The 20304-nt window shown below is 50.5% G+C and carries 15 protein-coding genes; 9 read left to right on the top strand and 6 right to left on the bottom strand.

What is annotated here, in order from left to right; translation table 11 throughout:
* Positions 1-234 precede the first annotated feature (234 nt).
* Positions 235-2415, top strand: a complete 2181-nt coding sequence (gene katG, locus LVQ79_RS18490; RefSeq protein WP_232866021.1) for a catalase/peroxidase HPI — start codon at positions 235-237, stop codon at positions 2413-2415.
* A gap of 54 nt (positions 2416-2469) precedes the next feature.
* On the opposite strand, the gene gldA is transcribed toward katG, so the two are convergent.
* The 3 genes from gldA to ptsP are packed head-to-tail and all read right to left on the bottom strand — an operon-like array spanning position 2470 to position 6781.
* Positions 2470-3573, bottom strand: a complete 1104-nt coding sequence (gldA, locus tag LVQ79_RS18495) for a bifunctional L-1,2-propanediol dehydrogenase/glycerol dehydrogenase (RefSeq protein WP_232866022.1) — start codon at positions 3571-3573, stop codon at positions 2470-2472.
* Positions 3574-3595: 22 nt separating this feature from the next.
* Entirely contained in the window at positions 3596-4258 is a 663-nt protein-coding gene (fsa, locus tag LVQ79_RS18500; RefSeq protein WP_232866023.1) for a fructose-6-phosphate aldolase, read from the bottom strand.
* Between the two features lie 21 nt (positions 4259-4279).
* Positions 4280-6781 (bottom strand): phosphoenolpyruvate--protein phosphotransferase, encoded by a 2502-nt coding sequence (gene ptsP / locus LVQ79_RS18505; protein WP_232866024.1) that lies wholly within the window; start codon positions 6779-6781, stop codon positions 4280-4282.
* A gap of 308 nt (positions 6782-7089) precedes the next feature.
* On the opposite strand from ptsP, the gene LVQ79_RS18510 reads away from it, so the two are divergent.
* The 5 genes from LVQ79_RS18510 to LVQ79_RS18530 are packed head-to-tail and all read left to right on the top strand — an operon-like array spanning position 7090 to position 12049.
* A complete protein-coding gene (locus tag LVQ79_RS18510) occupies positions 7090-8172 on the top strand; it encodes a PTS fructose transporter subunit EIIC (RefSeq protein ID WP_232866025.1) in 1083 nt (360 codons plus the stop codon).
* A gap of 22 nt (positions 8173-8194) precedes the next feature.
* On the top strand, positions 8195-8515 hold the full coding sequence (locus LVQ79_RS18515) for a PTS fructose-like transporter subunit IIB (protein ID WP_034461400.1): 321 nt from the start codon (positions 8195-8197) through the stop codon (positions 8513-8515).
* Positions 8516-8544: 29 nt separating this feature from the next.
* Complete coding sequence (locus tag LVQ79_RS18520) at positions 8545-10842, top strand: formate C-acetyltransferase (protein WP_232866026.1); 2298 nt, start codon at positions 8545-8547, stop codon at positions 10840-10842.
* Positions 10808-11683: a [formate-C-acetyltransferase]-activating enzyme gene (locus tag LVQ79_RS18525; protein WP_232866027.1), complete on the top strand. Its 876-nt coding sequence runs from the start codon at positions 10808-10810 to the stop codon at positions 11681-11683. Before LVQ79_RS18520 ends, LVQ79_RS18525 begins: the two co-directional genes overlap by 35 nt.
* Before the next feature lie 21 nt (positions 11684-11704).
* On the top strand, positions 11705-12049 hold the full coding sequence (locus LVQ79_RS18530) for a PTS fructose-like transporter subunit IIB (protein WP_232866028.1): 345 nt from the start codon (positions 11705-11707) through the stop codon (positions 12047-12049).
* Here the strand turns inward: LVQ79_RS18530 and LVQ79_RS18535 are convergent.
* From LVQ79_RS18535 to argE, 3 genes are all read right to left on the bottom strand, one after another.
* Positions 12036-12896, bottom strand: coding sequence for a helix-turn-helix transcriptional regulator (locus LVQ79_RS18535; RefSeq protein ID WP_232866029.1), 861 nt, complete (start codon positions 12894-12896; stop codon positions 12036-12038). The genes LVQ79_RS18530 and LVQ79_RS18535 overlap by 14 nt on opposite strands.
* A 115-nt stretch (positions 12897-13011) precedes the next feature.
* Entirely contained in the window at positions 13012-15663 is a 2652-nt protein-coding gene (gene ppc, locus LVQ79_RS18540; protein ID WP_232866030.1) for a phosphoenolpyruvate carboxylase, read from the bottom strand.
* Positions 15664-15904: 241 nt separating this feature from the next.
* Positions 15905-17056, bottom strand: a complete 1152-nt coding sequence (argE, locus tag LVQ79_RS18545) for an acetylornithine deacetylase (RefSeq protein WP_151995349.1) — start codon at positions 17054-17056, stop codon at positions 15905-15907.
* A gap of 184 nt (positions 17057-17240) precedes the next feature.
* Between argE and argC the strand changes: the two genes are divergently transcribed.
* The 3 genes from argC to LVQ79_RS18560 are packed head-to-tail and all read left to right on the top strand — an operon-like array spanning position 17241 to position 20285.
* On the top strand, positions 17241-18245 hold the full coding sequence (argC, locus tag LVQ79_RS18550; protein WP_232866031.1) for an N-acetyl-gamma-glutamyl-phosphate reductase: 1005 nt from the start codon (positions 17241-17243) through the stop codon (positions 18243-18245).
* 15 nt (positions 18246-18260) lie between these two features.
* Positions 18261-19037, top strand: coding sequence for an acetylglutamate kinase (gene argB, locus LVQ79_RS18555; protein WP_120066756.1), 777 nt, complete (start codon positions 18261-18263; stop codon positions 19035-19037).
* Between the two features lie 30 nt (positions 19038-19067).
* On the top strand, positions 19068-20285 hold the full coding sequence (locus tag LVQ79_RS18560; protein ID WP_232866032.1) for an argininosuccinate synthase: 1218 nt from the start codon (positions 19068-19070) through the stop codon (positions 20283-20285).
* Positions 20286-20304: the final 19 nt, after the last annotated feature.

Consider the following 20304-nt stretch of genomic DNA (forward strand, 5'->3'; position numbering starts at 1 on the left):
GGCCCGCAAGGGCCGTTACATCCCTTCCTGGTTCCACTCCTCCTCCAAATACCCCTTTCATTTCTAATGTTAAGTTTTGAAAGTTTATGTTGCTGTCGACGTTTCTTCGGAAGACTTTTGCTATGTTGCTCATTAGCCAGCAGGAAATAACTATCAAATCTGTAGTTTTTTTCATCTATAACTTATCTGCAGAGCTGTATATCCTGGTATTAAAATAGTGAAGGGAGCAGGAAGATGAGCACAAACGAAAACGATCATAATACGTTGTCCGCAGGGAAGTGCCCGTTTCATCAGGGCAGTCATGATGTGAGTGCAGGAGCCGGAACAAGCACGCGGGACTGGTGGCCGAAACAACTCCGTGTTGATCTCCTCAATCAGCATTCAAACCGCTCTAACCCCCTCGGCGAAGATTTTGATTACCGCAAAGAATTCAGCAAACTCGATTATTCCGCGCTGAAAGGCGACCTAAAAGCATTACTAACTGATTCCCAGCCATGGTGGCCTGCCGATTGGGGCAGCTACGCCGGGCTATTTATTCGTATGGCCTGGCATGGTGCCGGCACTTACCGTTCCCTGGACGGACGTGGTGGCGCAGGTCGTGGTCAGCAACGCTTTGCTCCACTTAACTCCTGGCCAGATAACGTAAGCCTTGATAAAGCTCGCCGCCTGCTATGGCCTATCAAACAGAAATACGGCCAGAAAATATCCTGGGCTGACCTGTTTATACTGGCGGGGAACGTAGCGCTGGAAAACTCCGGCTTCCGCACCTTTGGTTTTGGTGCCGGACGTGAAGATGTTTGGGAGCCAGATCTGGATGTGAACTGGGGTAATGAAAAAGCCTGGTTGGAACATCGCGACCCGGAGGCACTTGCTAAACGTCCATTGGCCGCGACCGAGATGGGGCTGATTTATGTTAACCCTGAAGGGCCAAACGCCAGCGGTGAACCACTCTCTGCCGCTGCTGCCATTCGTGCTACTTTCGGCAATATGGGGATGAACGACGAAGAGACTGTAGCGCTTATCGCTGGCGGTCATACGTTGGGCAAAACCCATGGTGCGGCGGAGGCAACCCATGTGGGTGTTGATCCAGAAGCTGCACCGATTGAAGCCCAAGGCTTAGGCTGGACGAGCAGCTACGGCAGTGGTGCAGGTGCTGATGCAATTACATCTGGCCTGGAAGTTGTCTGGTCACAAACGCCAACCCAGTGGAGTAATTACTTCTTCGAGAACTTGTTCAAATTTGAATGGGTACAGACACGCAGCCCTGCTGGTGCAATTCAGTTTGAAGCGGTCGATGCACCTGAAATTATTCCCGATCCGTTTGATCCATCGAAAAAACGTAAACCGACAATGTTGGTCACCGACCTGACGCTGCGTTTCGATCCGGAATTCGAGAAAATTTCCCGTCGCTTCCTCAATGATCCACAAGCTTTCAATGAAGCTTTTGCTCGCGCATGGTTCAAATTGACCCACCGCGATATGGGGCCAATTGCGCGTTACATCGGCCCGGAAGTGCCAAAAGAAGAACTGATTTGGCAGGACCCGTTGCCGAAAGCGACATTCAGCCCAACGCCTGCTGATATTGATCACCTGAAAGCAGAAATTGCCCATTCTGGCCTTTCTGTCAGTGAATTGATTTCTGTAGCCTGGGCGTCGGCGTCGACTTTCCGTGGCGGCGATAAACGTGGCGGAGCCAATGGTGCGCGCCTGGCACTGGCACCTCAGCGCAACTGGGATGTGAATGCTTTAGCGGTTCGTGCATTGCCTGCGCTGGAAGCCATTCAGAAAGCGTCTAGTAAAGCGTCGCTGGCCGATATCATCGTGCTGGCGGGTGTTGTGGGTGTTGAACAGGCGGCGGAAGCGGCTGGTATCAGCGTTCGCGTGCCGTTTATTCCTGGGCGTGTTGATGCCAGCCAGGATCAGACCGATATCGAGATGTTCAACCTGATGGAGCCTGCAGCCGATGGGTTCCGTAACTACCGTGCTCGTGTGGATGCGGCGACAACAGAATCCCTGCTGATTGATAAAGCACAGCAACTAACGCTGACCGCACCGGAACTCACCGTGTTGGTTGGTGGTATGCGTGTACTGGGTGCGAATTTTGATGGCGGCAAGCATGGTGTATTCACCGAGCGTTTAGGTGTGCTCAGTAACGATTTCTTTGTCAATCTGCTGGATATGGGCACGGAATGGAAGGCGACTGATGACTCTTCAGAACTGTTTGAAGGCCGCTGCCGTCAAACTGGCGAAGTGAAGCAGACAGCGACACGCGCGGATCTGGTCTTCGGTTCCAACTCTGTGCTGCGTGCACTGGCGGAAGTTTATGCCTGCGGTGATGCTAAAGAGAAGTTTGTGAAAGACTTCGTGGCGGCATGGGTGAAAGTGATGAATCTGGATCGCTTCGATCTGAAGTAAGCTTGCTTTAATCGTGAAAATCCCCGCAAAAAAGCGGGGATTTTTTTATCGGTATTATTCCCACTCTTGCAAGAAACGTTGCCCGTACTGGTCGGCGACCAGCAGTGCTGCGTAAATCTGATCGGAAGTGACACCGCCTGGCATGTTGTGAATAGTTTCACCTTCCGCACAAGACACCTTTGCCACGATGCGCATTTTTTCCTGAACATCCTGTTTGATATCCAGTTGCGCCAGCGTTATCGGTAAGCCAACGGAGTGGCAAAGTGCTGCGACCGTTTCAATCTCTTCTACCGGCGCGTTTTCCAGCATCAGTTGTGTCAGTGTACCAAATGCGACTTTTTCACCGTGATAGTAATGGTGTGCATCTGGGATTGCCGTCAGACCGTTATGCACCGCATGGGCTGCGGCCAGGCCACCACTTTCAAAGCCGACGCCACTCAGATATGTGTTGGCTTCAATCACGCGTTCAAGGGCAGGGGTCACGACATGCAGTTCGGCGGCCAACATCGCTTTTTCACCTTCTTCAATCAGCGTGTTGTAGCAAAGCTCAGCCAGCGCAAGTGCTGCCTGAGTACACTTACCACCCGCCATGGTGGTGGCACCGCTGCGAGAGCAGGCGCGAGCCTCAAACCAGGTGGCCAGCGCATCGCCGATGCCTGCGGCTAACAGGCGTGCCGGTGCATTCGCCACGATTTGAGTATCTACAATCACCATATTCGGGTTGTTCGGTAGCATCAGGTAGCGGTCAAACTCACCTTCATCGGTATAAATCACGGACAATGCGCTGCAAGGTGCATCAGTAGAAGCAATCGTAGGCGCTACGGCAACCGGCACGCCCATAAAGTGGGCCAGTGCTTTGGCGGTATCCAGCGTTTTACCGCCGCCGATACCGAGCACGGCGCTGCATCGTGCTTTCTCAGCTACGCTACGTAGACGGTCGATCTCATTTTGCGAGCATTCGCCGCCAAAAGGTGCGATTTCGAATCCCAGTCCGGCATCTTTGAAGCTTTTTTCTAGTGTGGACTCGGCAAACCCTAAGACAAATTTGTCTCCGACTACTAACCAGCGCTCAGCCAGTGGTTTGAGATAGTTGCCGAGGCGGGAAATAACCTCAGCGCCCTGAATATACTTACCCGGTGACTGTATTATGCGATCCATTCACTGCCTCCTTTTGTGTCCGTTACAGGCTCAGGCGACCAAACGCTTTCTGCCAGTCTTCTTCAAACTTCACCACAGCCGATTCTACTGCTGGCGCAGCCAAAAATTGCTGGGCGACATCAAGGGGAAGCGTGATGGATTCGCATCCTGCCAGTAAACAATCCAGTGCCTGACGCGGAGTTTTAAAACTGGCTGCCAGAACTTTGCTGTCAGGAGCGTGAAGCTCAAGCAAAGCTTGCAGCTCCTGAACCATGCGAATGCCATCCCCGCCTTGCGCATCAACGCGGTTAACATATGGAGCAACGTACTCAGCTCCGGCGAGAGCAGCTAACAATCCCTGAGCAGCGCTATAAACAGCTGTTCCCAGCGTAGGAATGCCCAAAGCAGTTAGCTGCTTAATCGCCGCCAGACCCTCAAAAGTAACGGGAATTTTTACCACCAGACCTGGAACGCACTCTCTGAGTTTCTGCGCCTCTGCAACCATTCCATCCGCGCTGCGGCTCATCACCTGTGCAAACAGACGGCCTTCTTTACCCACTGCATTTTGCAGGCGCGGCAGTATGTCCCATATAGATTCGCCATTGGCGGCAATAATACTCGGATTGGTTGTCACTCCCTGTAATGGGAAGATTCGCGCCAGACGTTCTACTTCCGCAACGTTTGCTGTATCGAGATAAAGCTCCATCAATTTTTCCTCTTGGGTGAGTTACAGTTCCAGTTCACGGGCTAGCAGAACCGCGATGGCTTCGCCATTTGTGGCATTTACCAAGGAGTCACGGAATTCTGCATGCATGATTCGGCGCGCAAGGCGGGAGAAAATTCGCATATGCTGGTCGCCTGCCGCATGCTTATTTAGCGTCAACATAATGATAAATTGTGCCTCATCGTCTCCCCACTGAACGGGGGCAGGGAGCCGGGCGACGCTAATCGTCGATTGCTCGATATGTTCTGATTTACTGTGCGGAATAGCGAAGCTAAAGCCCAAACCTGTCGAAAAAACGGCTTCCCGCGCCCATAAATCGGCCTCAAGTTTGCGTGGGTAACGACAGCGCCCAGCGATAAGTAGGTTATCGGTCATTCCCTTAATGACCTCTTCTTTGCTGCCCCAGTTGTTATCAAGGGAGATGCACTGAGTTGTGATCAACGGTGCATCCTGCTGAGTCATACGGAATTGCGCCAACAGGTGTTCGACCTCCAGAGAAGTACGGCAAGCCATAGCCTGATTGAGCAGCTGGCGGCAGGCGCGGCTGTCGAGTTGAGCCAGACGTGCTTTTGTTGCCGGTATAGAAGGGGCGCTCATGCTGATTTCATCAAGCCCCAGACCTACAAGCAGCGGGAGAACTGAGCCTTTTGCTCCCAGCTCGCCACATAGCCCAATCCATTTCCCCTGGCGATGCACTGCCTGCACGGCGTAATCCAGAGCTCGTAAGAAAGCAGGGTTCAGGCTGTTGTAATGACGGGTGACCTTCGCATTGTCCCGGTCAACGGCCAGTAGATATTGCGTCAGGTCGTTGCTGCCAATACTAAAGAAATCAATTTCTTCGCAGCATTGGTCGATAATGAACATTACCGATGGCACTTCAAGCATGATGCCTAAGGGGATTTTTTCATCAAATGGGATATGTTCGCTACGTAGTGACTGCTTCACTTCCGCGAGTTGATCTTTAATCCACAAGATCTCTTCCATTGAGGAGATCATCGGGATCATGATTTTTAACGATCCATGTGCAGATGCCCGCAAAATTGAGCGTAACTGAATGTGGAAAAGTGACAGGTATTCCTGATAAATACGTACGGCGCGATAGCCGAGGAATGGATTGTTTTCTGCAGGAATATTCAGGTAATCCACCGGCTTGTCGCCGCCGATATCTATTGTGCGCACAATAATGCTGCGCCCGTTTGCACCTTCCAACGCCTGACAATAAATGTTGTAAAGCTCATCTTCGGAAGGGGCATGAGCGCGGTCCATGTAGAGCATTTCAGTCCGAAACAGGCCCACAGCCTCTGCTCCGTTATTAAATGCCGGAGCTGATTCAACGCAATGAGCAATGTTTGCTGCCACTTCCAGACGAAGACCATCAGCAGTACGTCCTGGTTGGTTGAGCCAGACTTTTTGCTGATCGCGCAGGACTTGCTGCACATAAGCCTCTTGCTGGTAATAGCGTTTTACCGCTTCGCTAAGATTTACCACGACCAAACCAAGATCACCGTCAATCTGCACTGTTTGTTGCAACCACGGCGTGAGTGCGTCGATATCAACGCCCACCAAAGTTGGAATATTAAATGATCGAGCAAGAATGACAGTGTGAGAGGTGGTTCCGCCACTACGTAACAGGAGACCTTTGAGTAGGGTTTTATCCAGCTCAAGAAACTGGCTTGGCGTAATTTCATCAGCTAAACAGATAGCGGCTTGCTGAAGCTTGCCAGGTGCTGGGAAGCGCTGTTCCCCATAGATATGTTGTAGTAGTTGAAAACAGACATCCCGAACATCAAGCACACGCTCTTCCAGATAAGCACTGCCTGACTGGGAAAATTGATTACAAAAGTGTTCTGCTGTTTTTACCACAGCAGTGGCACTGCTGGCACCATTATGGACATGTTCCAGAAGCAGTGTGCGCAATGAAGCATCGCTTGCCAAAGAACGGTGAGCCTCAAGAATGGCGCTCGCTGTGCCGTCATTTCCTAGTAACTGGAGGTTGATGGTTTTCAGTAATTTTTCGAGCCCGCTCTCAAGTTTCTCCTGCTCTTCATCTATATTTCCTGCCGCAGGTAATTCCCCCAGTTTGTTTAAATCGAGGGAAGCGAGTTGTATCAGTGTGCCACTGGCACTTCCGCCACAAACCGGATTTGCATGAAACAGCGTGGGATTCAGGCGTGCAAGGGATTCAGGAATCGGGGCAGCTTCACTATTGTGCGTTTCTGGTAGAGGAGCATCACAGTGAGGGAATTCGTCCTGCATGAAAACGGAAAGCCTGTTGAAGGCTCCTTCTTCATCACTGCCTGCGATCAGTAACTGGCAGTCGTCTCCTTTTAACGTCCCCGTACCAATAAGTGCCAATGCACTCTTGGCATTTCCACGGCGCTCTGTGCGCAAGTTAATCCATTCAACAGTCGAAGAAAACTGATTGCACAGTGTTTCAACATGACTGGCTGGGCGGGCATGTACCCCGTTGGGTAAGTCACAACGAAAATTGATAACCAGTGCCATAGACGTTCTCCTGAGCTAACTCTAAACAATGGCTACAGGATAAGAGCCCTGCATCGGGAGTCGCCACGGGACAAAACTGTCAAAAGCTGGACAAATGTATTGTCTGGTTTTATTTGCGAGATATCTCACAAAACCAGCCTTAGTTAATAGTGAGGCCATTAACTCTAACTTTTGAGACGGATCTCATTTTTCCTTAAGCATTACAAAAATCCAGTAAATGGCATTTTTGTCCACTGTCTGCCAACGACGGGATTGCCTATTGTGTCCCCAATATTTAGGACATGAGCCGCTTAGGCCAGGAGTGCTTTATGAAAGAGTTGGTCCAGATCCTCAAAAATACGCGGCAGCATCTAATGACAGGCGTGTCGCATATGATTCCATTCGTGGTTGCAGGCGGTATTTTGCTGGCTGTTTCCGTCATGCTGTATGGCAAAGGCGCGGTACCAGATGCGCTCAACGATCCCAACCTGAAAAAACTATTCGATATTGGCGTGGCTGGTTTAACGCTGATGGTGCCTTTCCTTGCGGCTTACATCGGTTATTCCATTGCAGAACGCGCGGCGCTGGCGCCTTGTGCGATTGGTGCCTGGGTCGGTAACAGTTTCGGCGCTGGTTTCTTCGGGGCGATTATTGCGGGGATCATCGGTGGCATTGTTGTCTTCTATCTCAAGAGAATCCCCGTACCAAAAATACTGCGCTCGGTGATGCCTATCTTTGTCATTCCTATTATCGGCACTTTTATTACTGCGGGCATCATGATGTGGGGTCTGGGCGAGCCTGTCGGTACATTAACCAGCAATCTAACCCATTGGTTACAAGGGATGCAGCAAGGCAGCATCGTTGTTCTGGCGGTGATTATGGGGCTGATGTTGGCGTTTGATATGGGCGGCCCGGTTAACAAAGTTGCTTATGCTTTTATGCTGATTTGCGTAGCGCAGGGTGTGTATAGCGTAGTGGCCATTGCTGCTGTCGGTATTGCTGTTCCACCTCTGGGTCTTGGCCTGGCAACGCTAATGAATCGTAAAAACTTCACCGGAGAAGAGCGTGAAGCGGGTAAAGCGGCGGTGGTTATGGGCTGTGTTGGTGTGACTGAAGGGGCTATTCCATTCGCTGCTGCTGACCCATTACGCGTTATTCCTTCCATCATGCTGGGTTCTGTATGCGGAACGGTTACCGCTGCGTTGATGGGAGCACAATGCTACGCAGGTTGGGGTGGATTAATCGTGCTACCGGTTGTTGACGGCAAGCTTGGTTTTATCGTGGCGTTATTGGTAGGAGCGGTCGTCACGGCAGTTAGCGTGAACCTGTTGAAAACCTTTGCCCGTAAAAAACAGACTGATATGCCAGCGAAAGCGGAAGATGATTTGGATCTGGATTTTGAAATTAACTGATTGAGCCGAAAAGGAATTAACCATGACTAAGATTATTGCTGTTACCGCTTGCCCGTCAGGTGTTGCACATACTTATATGGCTGCCGAAGCACTGGAAAGTGCAGCCAAAGCAAAAGGCTGGGAAGTGAAAGTTGAAACTCAGGGTTCTATTGGTCTTGAAAATGAACTGAGTGCCGCAGATGTTGCCAGTGCTGATATGGTGATTTTGACCAAAGATATTGGCATCAAAATGGAAGAGCGCTTTGCCGGTAAAACCATTGTGCGTGTCAACATTAGCGATGCGGTGAAACGTGCTGATGCCATCATGAGCAAAATTGAAGCCCATCTGGCGCAAACAGCCTGAGCCTTTGAATGACCAGTAAGGAACACATCATGACTCATCGTATCGAACGCCTGAAATTAGCACTGTTTGCCCAGCCGCGAGAAATTTCGCTGGAACGCGCCATGTTGTATACCGCTAGCCACCGTACAACAGAAGGTGAACATGTGTTGTTACGTCGCGCTAAGGCAACAGCGTACATTCTGGATAATGTGCAGATAGCGATTCGTGATGATGAGTTGATCGCGGGTAATCGAACCGTGAAACCGCGTGCCGGAATTATGTCACCGGAGATGGACCCTTACTGGCTGCTTAAAGAGTTGGAGCAGTTTTCGACTCGCCCACAAGACCGTTTTGAGATCAGTGAGCAGGATAAAGAGCTTTACCGCGAACAGCTGTATCCTTACTGGGAAAAACGCTCAATGAAAGATTTCATCAATAGTCAGATGACGGATGAAGTCAAAGCGGCAGTAAAAACGCAAATTTTTAGCGTCAACCAGACCGATAAAGGGCAGGGGCATATCATTATTGATTACCCGCGGCTGCTGCAAAATGGGTTGGGTAAGTTGGTGGTGGAATTGCGAGAGCATTGCCAGCAAGCACCAAGAAATCACTTCTATCAAGCGGCATTGATTTTACTGGAAGCTTCACAGCGACATATCTTGCGCTATGCCGAGCTGGCTGAGACGTTGGCTGCAGAATGCACAGACACCTGTCGTCGCGATGAGTTACAGAAAATCGCCGAGATTTCCCGCCATAACGCAGCTTCCAGACCAGAAGATTTCTGGCAGGCATGTCAGCTGTTTTGGTACATGAATATCATTTTGCAGTACGAATCCAACGCCAGTTCGCTATCGCTTGGCCGATTTGATCAGTACATGCTGCCATTTTATCAGGCGTCGCTTAATCGCGGCGAAAGTCCAGCATTCCTGCGCGAACTGTTGGAATCGCTGTGGGTGAAATGTAATGACATCGTCCTGCTGCGTTCCACCAGTAGCGCCCGTTATTTCGCCGGCTTCCCAACGGGATACACCATTTTGCTTGGTGGTCTGACAGAAAATGGGCGCAGCGCGGTAAATGTACTCTCCTTCTTGTGTCTGGATGCCTACCAGAGCATTCAACTGCCGCAGCCGAATCTTGGGGTGCGCGTGAATGAACTGATTGACCGCCCCTTCTTGCTAAAAACAGCTGAAACTGTGCGGCTGGGAACTGGGATTCCACAAATTTTTAATGACGAAGTTGTGGTGCCTGCTTTCCTTAATCGGGGAGTGTCGCTTGAGGATGCTCGTGATTACGCCGTTGTTGGATGTGTGGAGCTATCAATTCCTGGGAGAACCTACGGTTTGCATGATATTGCCATGTTCAATCTTTTGAAGGTCATGGAAATTGTGCTGCTGGAGAACGAAGGGAACAGCGAACTGGATTATCAGAATTTGTTGCAGCAAATCCGTGACAAAATCCGCCACTACATCAAGCTGATGGTTGAGGGCAGTAACATTTGTGATATCGGCCACCGCGATTGGGCGCCTGTTCCGCTGCTTTCATCGTTTATCGATGATTGTCTTTCCCATGGTAAAGACATTACTGAGGGTGGTGCCCGTTATAACTTCTCTGGTGTTCAAGGGATAGGTATCGCTAATCTGAGTGATTCGCTACATGCCCTAAATGGCATGGTATTTGAACAGAAACGCTTAAGTTTTGATGAGCTTCTGGCGGTATTGAAAGAGAACTTTGCTACTCCAGAAGGGGAAAAAATACGCGCACGGTTGATGAACCGCTTCGAGAAGTACGGCAACGATATTGATGAAGTAGACAACATTAGTGCTGATCTGCTGCGTTTCTACTGTAAAGAGGTCGAGAAGTATCGTAATCCACGCGGTGGATATTTTACTCCAGGCTCTTACACCGTTTCAGCCCATGTGCCATTGGGGGCAGTCGTCGGTGCCACTCCTGACGGGCGTTATGCGGGTGAGCAATTGGCTGATGGTGGTTTATCTCCAATGCTGGGCCAGGACTGTCAGGGGCCAACGGCGGTGCTGAAATCGGTCAGTAAATTGGATAATTATTTACTCTCCAACGGTACGTTGTTGAACGTCAAATTCACTCCCAGCACGCTGGAAGGTGATGCTGGGCTTCATAAACTGGCAGATTTCATTGGCGCGTTCACGAAGCTTAAATTGCAGCATATTCAATTCAACGTCGTGAATGCCGAAACCCTTCGTGAGGCTCAACTACGCCCGCAGGATTTCGCTGGATTGGTAGTTCGGGTTGCGGGATACAGCGCCTTCTTTGTTGAGCTGTCGAAGGAGATTCAGGATGACATTATCCGCCGAACAGCGCATCAACTGTGAGGTTATTGAAGACGATGCAATAAAAGCACGGATCTTCAATATTCAGCGCTACTCTCTAAATGATGGTCATGGAATCCGTACAGTAGTTTTCTTTAAAGGTTGCCCACATTACTGTCCATGGTGCGCTAACCCGGAGTCTATTTCCGGGAAAATTGAAACCGTAAGACGATTGTCAAAGTGTCTGCATTGCTCAGCCTGTCTGAATGATGCAGATAAATGCCCTTCTGGCGCCATGGAAAGAATCGGTCGCGATTACTCTCTGGCTCAGTTGGAAAAAGAGGTGCTTAAAGACGACGTTTTCTTCCGTTCTTCAGGTGGTGGAGTAACGCTTTCTGGCGGGGAAGTTTTGATGCAGGCGGCTTTTGCTACGCGATTTTTAAAACGTCTAAAATTGTTAGGTATTCATACCGCGATTGAGACGGCCGGTGATGCCGCTCCTGAGAAACTTCTCGCTCTGGCAAAGCAGTGTGATGAAGTGTTGTTCGATGTGAAGATTATGGACAGTGAAAAGGCAAAATCAGTGCTGAACATCAACCAGCCCAGGGTTCTGAAGAACCTAAAGATGCTGGTGGAGTCTGGAATTCATGTAATTCCACGGGTCCCGCTGATACCCGGCTACACTCTTGAAAGAGGTAATATGGTGGAGATCCTGCAGTTCCTGGCTCCATTAAAACTTACCGATCTTCATTTACTTCCATTCCATCAGTACGGTGAGCCGAAATATCAGTTACTGGGTCGGTCATGGAATATGGAGGGTATTGCGCCACCTGGCGTATCAGATATCGCCCCGTTGCAACAGATGGCAGAAAATGCCGGTTTCCGTGTGACAATGGGTGGCTAGCCTTAGTGGAGGAGCGTGAGGATGACTCGACATCTGGTTGCAGTAACGGCATGTGTTAGCGGTGTCGCTCACACCTATATGGCTGCCGAACGGCTCGAAAAACTCTGCCAGCAAGAAAAATGGTCAGTAAAAATAGAGACTCAGGGAGCGCTGGGAATTGAAAACGAACTGACCCAAATGGATATTGAGCAAGCCGATGTTGTATTGCTAATTACTGATATTGAACTGGCGGGAGCAACACGCTTCAATCATTGCCGTTGCGTACAAACCGGTATTAATGCATTCCTTCGGGAGCCGCAAAAAACGATGTCCGCAGTGCGACGAATCTTTGGTACTCCGCAACACACGCACATCATTCTGAGTTGATGGATTTTTCGGTCAACTGGCTATGATATTGGCGTCGATATTCAGACGGTGACCTGTCCGTATTCTTTCTAAACAGGCGGCAAAAATAGTTACTGTCGATGAATCCGCAGGCGTGAGCCACTTCCTTAACTTTCAGATCGTAACGTTTAAGCAGCGTTTTGGCATGTTCCAGGCGGGTGTAATTTAGGTATTCGTTAAAACCAACGGCCCCGGTTTTCTGGAAAAGGTGCGAGAGATAATTCGGTGAAATATAGAATGCCTGTGCTACGGATTCACGGGTTAGGGGTTCCGGGTATTTGGTATCTATGTATTCACGTATCGCTTCAAATAAGGCCTGGCTGCGTGATGATGTCTGGATTTGGCTGCCGAGCAGGTCTGTGCAGTGGCTGAGGATGCTGCTGATAATAAAGCGTGTGGTTTGTTGGTCGTACGCTTGCATCATCAATTCATTAAGTGCCTGTAGCAAAAATGAGCCAATCCGCGGGCCGCGGCGTGCAACATTTTGCTTGCCGAGCATGTGAAATTTCTCGCCATCCCAGTGCATCACGCTGAAACCCAATTGCTGTTTGCCGAATAAAATATTCAACGTGGTGACCGGTGTTTTCCACTGCGGGCTGTTCCAGCATTTCGCGGGGATATAGAGCACATCATGTTCTTTCATGCAGACCGTTTGCCCTGCATGGCAAGTATCTACCACTATGCCATCGAGGATTATCTCTATACGTGGAAAATCAACCTGATACGCCAGCGATGGCGGCGGGGTCTGGTTATCGGCCAGCCAAACCTGTTGAATGCCCGGCGTGTTGTTTAGTAGCCGGGAAATGATTTGATTAATATCGTAGTTCATAACAGTTCACACCAGGCTAAACAGGGATGTTCATCGTGCCATAACGCCGGATAAGTGCGTATGCGTAAAAACAAAAAACCTCGCCGCAGCGAGGTTTGAATGAGGAATGAAGTCGTTAGCCTGTGTTACGCATACCTGCTGCAACACCTGCAATCGTCACCATCAATGCTTGTTCTACCTGCGCATTGGGCTCTTCACCTTTATCTTCCAACTGACGTGAACGATGCAGCAATTCGGCCTGCAAGACGTTCAGTGGGTCGGTATAGATGTTACGCAACTGGATGGACTCGGCAATCCATGGCAGGTCAGCCATCAGGTGTGAATCGTTGGCGATATCCAGTACCACTTTGATATCGGCTTCCAGTTGGTCACGCAACTGTGTGCCCAGGCCCCACAGTTCAGGTTTCACCAGGCGCTGATCGTAGTATTCCGCAAGCCACAGGTCAGCTTTTGCAAACACCATTTCCAGCATGCCGAGGCGTGTGGAGAAGAATGGCCAGTCGCGGCACATCGTTTCCAGCACATCTTGTTTGCCATCTTCGACCACTTTTTGTAGCGCAGCACCGGCACCGAGCCAGGCTGGCAACATCAGGCGGTTCTGCGTCCAGGCGAAGATCCACGGAATGGCACGCAGGGATTCAACGCCACCGTTAGGTTTACGCTTCGCAGGGCGTGAGCCCAGCGGCAGTTTACCCAGTTCCAACTCTGGTGTTGCCGAACGGAAGTAGGGCACGAAGTCTTCATTTTCGCGGATATATCCACGGTACATATCACAGGAGGTCACTGACAGATCCTCCATGATATGTTTCCACTCTTTTTTCGGCTCTGGCGGCGGCAACAGGTTGGCTTCCAGAATCGCGCTGGTGTAGAGCGACAGGCTGCTGATGGTGATTTCCGGCAGACCGTATTTAAAGCGAATCATCTCGCCTTGCTCAGTCACACGCAGGCCACCTTTCAGGCTGCCCGGCGGTTGAGAAAGCAGAGCTGCGTGCGCAGGTGCACCGCCACGGCCGATAGAACCACCACGTCCGTGGAACAGCGTCAGGGTAATTCCGGCTTTCTCGCAGGTTTTGATCAGTGCGTCCTGAGCCTGGTATTGCGCCCAGGAAGCTGCCATCACGCCTGCATCTTTTGCGGAATCAGAATAGCCAATCATGACCATCTGTTTGCCCTGAATAAAGCCGCGATACCAGTCGATGTTCAGCAACTGAGTCATGACGTCATCGGCGTTGTTGAGGTCGTCGAGGGTTTCAAATAGTGGTGCAACCGGCAGAGCGAAAGTACAGCCAGCTTCTTTGAGTAGCAGATGAACGGCCAGCACGTCAGAAGGCGTTTTCGCCATGGAGATAACATACGCGGCGATAGAACCACGAGGTGCTTCGGCAACCACTTTGCAGGTTTCCAGCACTTCGCGGGTGTCATCGCTCGGCTCCCACTGGCGTGGCAGCAGAGGGCGTTTTGAATTCAGTTCGCGGATAAGGAACGCTTGTTTGTCGGCTTCAGACCAGCTTTCGTAATCGCCAATGCCCAGGTAACGCGTCATTTCGCCGAGTGCTTCGGTATGACGAGTACTTTCCTGGCGCACATCAATGCGCACTAATGGTACGCCGAAGCTTTTCACACGGCGCAGGGTATCAAGCAACTGACCGTTGGCGATAATGCCCATTCCGCACGCTTGCAGCGACTGGTAACACGCATAAAGCGGGTCCCAAAGCTGTTCGTTTTGAGTCAGTAAACCTTCTGGTTTTGGCAGGCGCTGGCCTTTCAGACGAGCTTCCAGCCAGGCTTGTGTCGCCAGCAATTGCTGACGAATGCCTTTCATAATGCAGCGATACGGTTCTTGTGCAGCGTCTGGGCCTGCCAGTTCACTCAGCTCTGGCGTACATTCCACCATCGACAGTTCGGAAATCAGTACCTGAATATCGCGCAGGAACAGGTCGGTTGCTTTCCAGCGGCTTAGCAGCAGAACGTGACGGGTAATATCAGCAGTTACGTTCGGGTTGCCGTCGCGGTCGCCGCCCATCCATGAAGTGAAACGTACCGGAACAAAATCGACCGGCAGTTTGTAATTCAGATTGTCTTCAAGTTGCTCGTTCAGCTCACGCAGGTAGTTTGGAACCCCTTCCCACAGGCTGTTTTCTACTACCGCAAAGCCCCATTTTGCTTCATCTACAGGGGAAGGACGGTGCTTACGGATTTCATCGGTGTGCCACGCCTGAGCGACCAGTTGGCGCAGACGGCGCATAATCTGGTTACGCTCGTAATCGGCGATGTCGCTGTGGTCGAGTTGCTTGAGGCAGCTGTTTACTTCAACCAGTTTGTGAATCAGGGTGCGACGGGTGATTTCGGTTGGGTGTGCGGTCAGCACTAATTCCAGTGACAAAGACTCAACAGCATCACGAATGGCGGATTCACTAAGGTCCGGCTGGTTTTTTAATTTTTGGAGAGTCTTAGCGATAACTTCGGGATTGCTGGCGGCTTCGCCATTGGCTGAAATGCTGTGATATTGCTCGGCGGTGTTGGCCAGATTCAAGAATTGGCTGAATGCACGGGCTACAGGGAGTAGTTCATCGTTAGACAGGTTCTGCAATGTGGTTAGCAGCTCCTGACGATTAGCTTCATTGCCAGCCCGGGAGGACTTCGACAATTTGCGGATTGTTTCTACGCGGTCAAGAATGTTTTCACCTAACGCATCCTTGATGGTATCCCCGAGCAACTTGCCGAGCATACTGACATTACTTCGCAAAGCGGAATACTGTTCGTTCATATGACCCCAGACACCCTATCCAATCTAATATGTAATTTAATTTCACCCGTGAAGGTTCAACACCGTCTTTATAAAGCCACGTAAGTCTGATTTCGTCAATTGCTACGAAATCGTTTCAGCAAACGAATAAATTGCGCTAATTCATGAAATTTAATTACTAACTTCGTAGATAAGCGTTTCTTATGAGGATCCGCTAAAAAGTAGCTTAAAAAGGGGGCAAAACCCCCATACACGCTATTTTTCAATGCCAGCAAAAATGATGCACTACCTGCGTAATCAGTTTGCGAGTTGGCTCGATAAAACGTGTTTCGATGTATTCATCCGGCTGGTGCGCCTGGTTGATGGAACCAGGGCCAAGTACCAATGTCGGGCAAAGAGTCTGAATAAATGGCGCTTCGGTGCAGTAGTTCACCACTTCCGTTTGCGCGCCGAGTAATTTCTCAACCACTTGCACCAACTGATGATCTTTGGCGCATTCATAGCCAGGAATTGGCGGGTGCAGTTCAGAAATCGTCAGGCGACCCGGCCATTTCTGGCTCACCGGTTCCAGCGCTTCGTTCAGCAAACCATTCAAATCATTTAACGTCAGTCCTGGCAGCGGGCGAATATCCATATGCAATTCGCAGCAGGCACAAATACGGTTGGCTGCATCGCCACCGCTGATATGACCGAGGTTTAGCGTTGGATACGGCACGGTGAAAGCATCGTGATGGTAACGCTCTTTCAGGGTGTTCTTCAGCGACATGATATGGCCAATTGCATCGTGCATCAGCTCGATAGCATTTACGCCGCGGGCAGGATCGCTGGAGTGGCCGGACTGGCCAAGAATACGAATCGCATTAGAGATATGGCCTTTATGTGCGCGGACTGGCTGCAAAGAGGTTGGTTCACCAATGATGGCGCAGTCCGGGCGAATATGGGTGGTCTCAGAGAAATAGCGAGCGCCCGTCATCGTCGTTTCTTCATCAGCCGTCGCCAGAATATAGAGTGGCTTTTTAAGCTTCGTCACATCGACATCACGCAATGAATCAAGAATAAAGGCAAAGAACCCTTTCATATCGGCTGTGCCGAGACCGTACAACTTGTTTTCGTGCTCAGTCAGCGTGAACGGGTCGCGTGTCCAGCGGCCATCATCAAACGGCACCGTATCGGTATGCCCTGCCAGCAGTAAGCCACCAGCACCGTTTCCGGTACTCGCCAGCATATTGAATTTATTGCGCGTACCAGGAACCGGTTGTACTTCTACATTGAAGCCCAGGTCGCGGAACCATCCAGCCAATAAATTGATTAAAGACTCATTGCTCTGATCCAACGCGCTGTCGGTGGCGCTGATGGAAGGAGTCGCGATCAACGCGCGGTAAATCTCGATAAAAGGAGGTAATTTCATCTTCACTGTTGACAGGCCTTAGCTCGGGTTGGTATACATAATCATGCAATTATATTGAATAAAAATACAATATTAACTGCCGTAAGGGAACCCCAGGTTCCGGTGGATTTAACCACGTAATTATACGTTGGGTGATGGCTTACCAGCTGGCACCTTTAGCAGACACAACCTAAGAAGGTGTACAGCCGAGATGTTGAATACGCTGATTGTTGGTGCCAGCGGTTATGCAGGCGCAGAGCTTGTGAACTATTTGAATCGCCATCCTCATATGAACATAACCGCATTGACGGTTTCAGCGCAAAGTAATGACGCAGGAAAATTGATATCTGAATTGCATCCGCAATTAAAAGGTATTGTCGACATGCCGTTACAGGCGATGTCGGATATCAGCGAATTTACTGACGGTGTCGATGTGGTGTTCCTCGCAACTGCCCATGAAGTGAGCCACGATCTGGCGCCACAATTCCTGGCGAAAGGCTGTGTCGTTATCGACCTTTCTGGTGCATTCCGCGTTAACGATGCTGAGTTCTATCAGCGCTATTACGGTTTTACCCATCAACATCCGGAACTGCTGGAGCAGGCGGTGTATGGCCTTGCTGAATGGCAGAGCGACAAACTGAAAGAAACCAGTTTGATCTCAGTCCCTGGCTGCTATCCGACTGCGGCGCAACTGGCGTTAAAACCGCTGATTGATGCCGGGTTGCTGGATTTGACGCAGTGGCCAGTGATTAACGCAACCAGTGGGGTCAGTGGAGCAGGGCGTAAGGCCGCGATTTCCAACAGTTTCTGCGAAGTCAGCTTGCAACCGTATGGCATTTTTAATCATCGCCATCATCCAGAAATTTCGACGCATCTTGGTACTCCGGTGATTTTCACACCTCACCTGGGCAATTTCCCGCGTGGGATTCTGGAAACCATCACCTGCCGCCTGAACGCGGGTGTGACGCAGCAACAAATCGCCGATGTTTTTAATCAGGCGTACCAGAATAAACCGTTAGTGCGCCTGTATGACAAAGGCGTGCCGGCACTGAAAAATGTGGTTGGGTTACCATTCTGCGATATCGGTTTTGCAGTACAGGGTGAGCATCTGATTGTCGTCGCCACGGAAGACAATCTTCTGAAAGGCGCATCAGCTCAGGCTGTGCAATGCCTGAATATTCGTTTTGGCTTTGCCGAAACGCAGTCTCTTATTTAATTGATGCCGGGTGACATGATGAATCCATTAATTATCAAATTAGGCGGCGTACTGCTTGATAGCGAAGAAGCGCTGGAGCGTCTGTTTACCGCGCTTGTAAATTACCGCGAATCCCATCAACGCCCGCTGGTGATTGTGCACGGTGGCGGTTGCCTGGTAGATGAGTTGATGAAAAAGCTCTCATTGCCGGTGACTAAGAAAAATGGTCTGCGTGTGACGCCTGCTGACCAGATTGACATTATTACCGGTGCGCTGGCGGGTACGGCGAACAAAACGTTGTTGGCGTGGGCGAAAAAGCATGGCATCAATGGTGTGGGTCTTTGCCTCGGTGATGGCGACAGTGTGACGGTCACCAAACTGGATGAAGAACTGGGTCATGTGGGGCTTGCAAAACCGGGTTCGGCTAAGCTGATTACCACGCTTTTAGATTCTGGTTTTCTACCGATTGTCAGCTCTATTGGCGTCACTGCTGAAGGTGAGTTGATGAACGTGAATGCCGACCAGGCCGCAACAGCGCTGGCGGCAACACTCGGTGCAGACCTGATTCTGCTGTCAGACGTTAGCGGTATTCTGGATGGCAAAGGTCAACGTATTGCAGAAATGACGGCGGCGAAAGCTGAGCAGTTAATCGCTCAGGGCATTATTACCGACGGCATGATAGTTAAAGTTAACGCGGCGCTGGATGCAGCACGCACGCTGGGTCGCCCGGTGGATATCGCATCCTGGCGCCATGCGGAACAGTTACCTTCTTTGTTCAACGGCGTCGCCATTGGCACCCGTATTCTGGCCTAGTTTAAAAATAAGTTTTTGAAGGATAAGACAATGCAAAATCACGGCATCAAAAAAATCGTTCTCGCATACTCTGGCGGCCTTGATACTTCAGCCATTATTCCATGGCTGAAGGAAAACTACGGCGGCTGTGAAGTGGTCGCATGTGTGGTGGATATCGGCCAGGACCGTGAAGACCTGAAAGGCGTTGAGCAAAAAGCACTGCGCTCCGGTGCAACAGAGTGCTACGTCGTCGATGCGCGTGAAGAGTTCATCAGTGATTACGTTTACCCGGTATTGCAGACCGGCGCACTGTACGAAGGCACCTATTTGCTGGGTACTTCTATGGCGCGTCCGCTTATCGCTAAAGCGCTGGTTGATGTGGCAAATAAAGTGGGCGCAGATGCGCTGTGCCACGGTGCGACCGGGAAAGGTAACGACCAGGTGCGTTTCGAATCAGCATGGGCGGCACTTGCACCACATCTGAAAGTGGTTGCGCCATGGCGTGAGTGGAACCTGCGTTCCCGTGAAGCACTGCTTGATTACCTGAAAGAGCGTGATATTCCGACTACCGCTTCCCTTGAGAAAATCTACAGCCGTGACGAAAACGCATGGCACATCTCAACTGAAGGCGGCGTGCTGGAAAGCCCATGGAATGCTCCGAACAAAGATTGCTGGGTCTGGACGGTTGATCCGAAAGAAGCGCCCGATCAGGCTGAAGAAGTTACCGTTACGGTTAAAAAAGGCAAAGTCGTTGCCGTTAACGGCGAAGCGATGAGCCCGTTCCAGTGCCTGGAAACCTTGAACAAGATTGGTTCTAAGCACGGCATCGGTCGTATTGATATCGTAGAAAACCGTCTGGTAGGGATTAAATCCCGTGGCTGCTACGAAACTCCAGGGGGCACCATCATGATGGCTGCACTGCGCGGTGTTGAGCAGTTGGTTCTGGATCGCGATAGCTTCAAATGGCGCGAGCAGTTGGGCCTGGAAATGTCTTACGTGGTTTACGACGGTCGCTGGTTCGCACCACTGCGTAAATCTCTGCAGGCATCTGCGGAATCACTGGCAGAAGAAGTTAACGGCGAAGTGGTGCTGGAGTTGTATAAAGGCCATGTCACTGCGAAGCAGAAAAAATCTCCGAACAGCCTGTATAGCGAAGAGTTCGCAACGTTCGGCGAAGATGAAGTGTATGACCATAGCCACGCGGGCGGCTTTATCCGTCTGTTCTCGTTGTCGTCACGTATTCGTGCTTTAAACGAATTAAAGAAATAATCAGTAATTGATGGCGGGT

The sequence above is a fragment of the Buttiauxella cochleicola genome, assembly GCF_021282405.1.
In the GTDB taxonomy this organism is placed as follows: Bacteria; Pseudomonadota; Gammaproteobacteria; order Enterobacterales; family Enterobacteriaceae; genus Buttiauxella; species Buttiauxella massiliensis.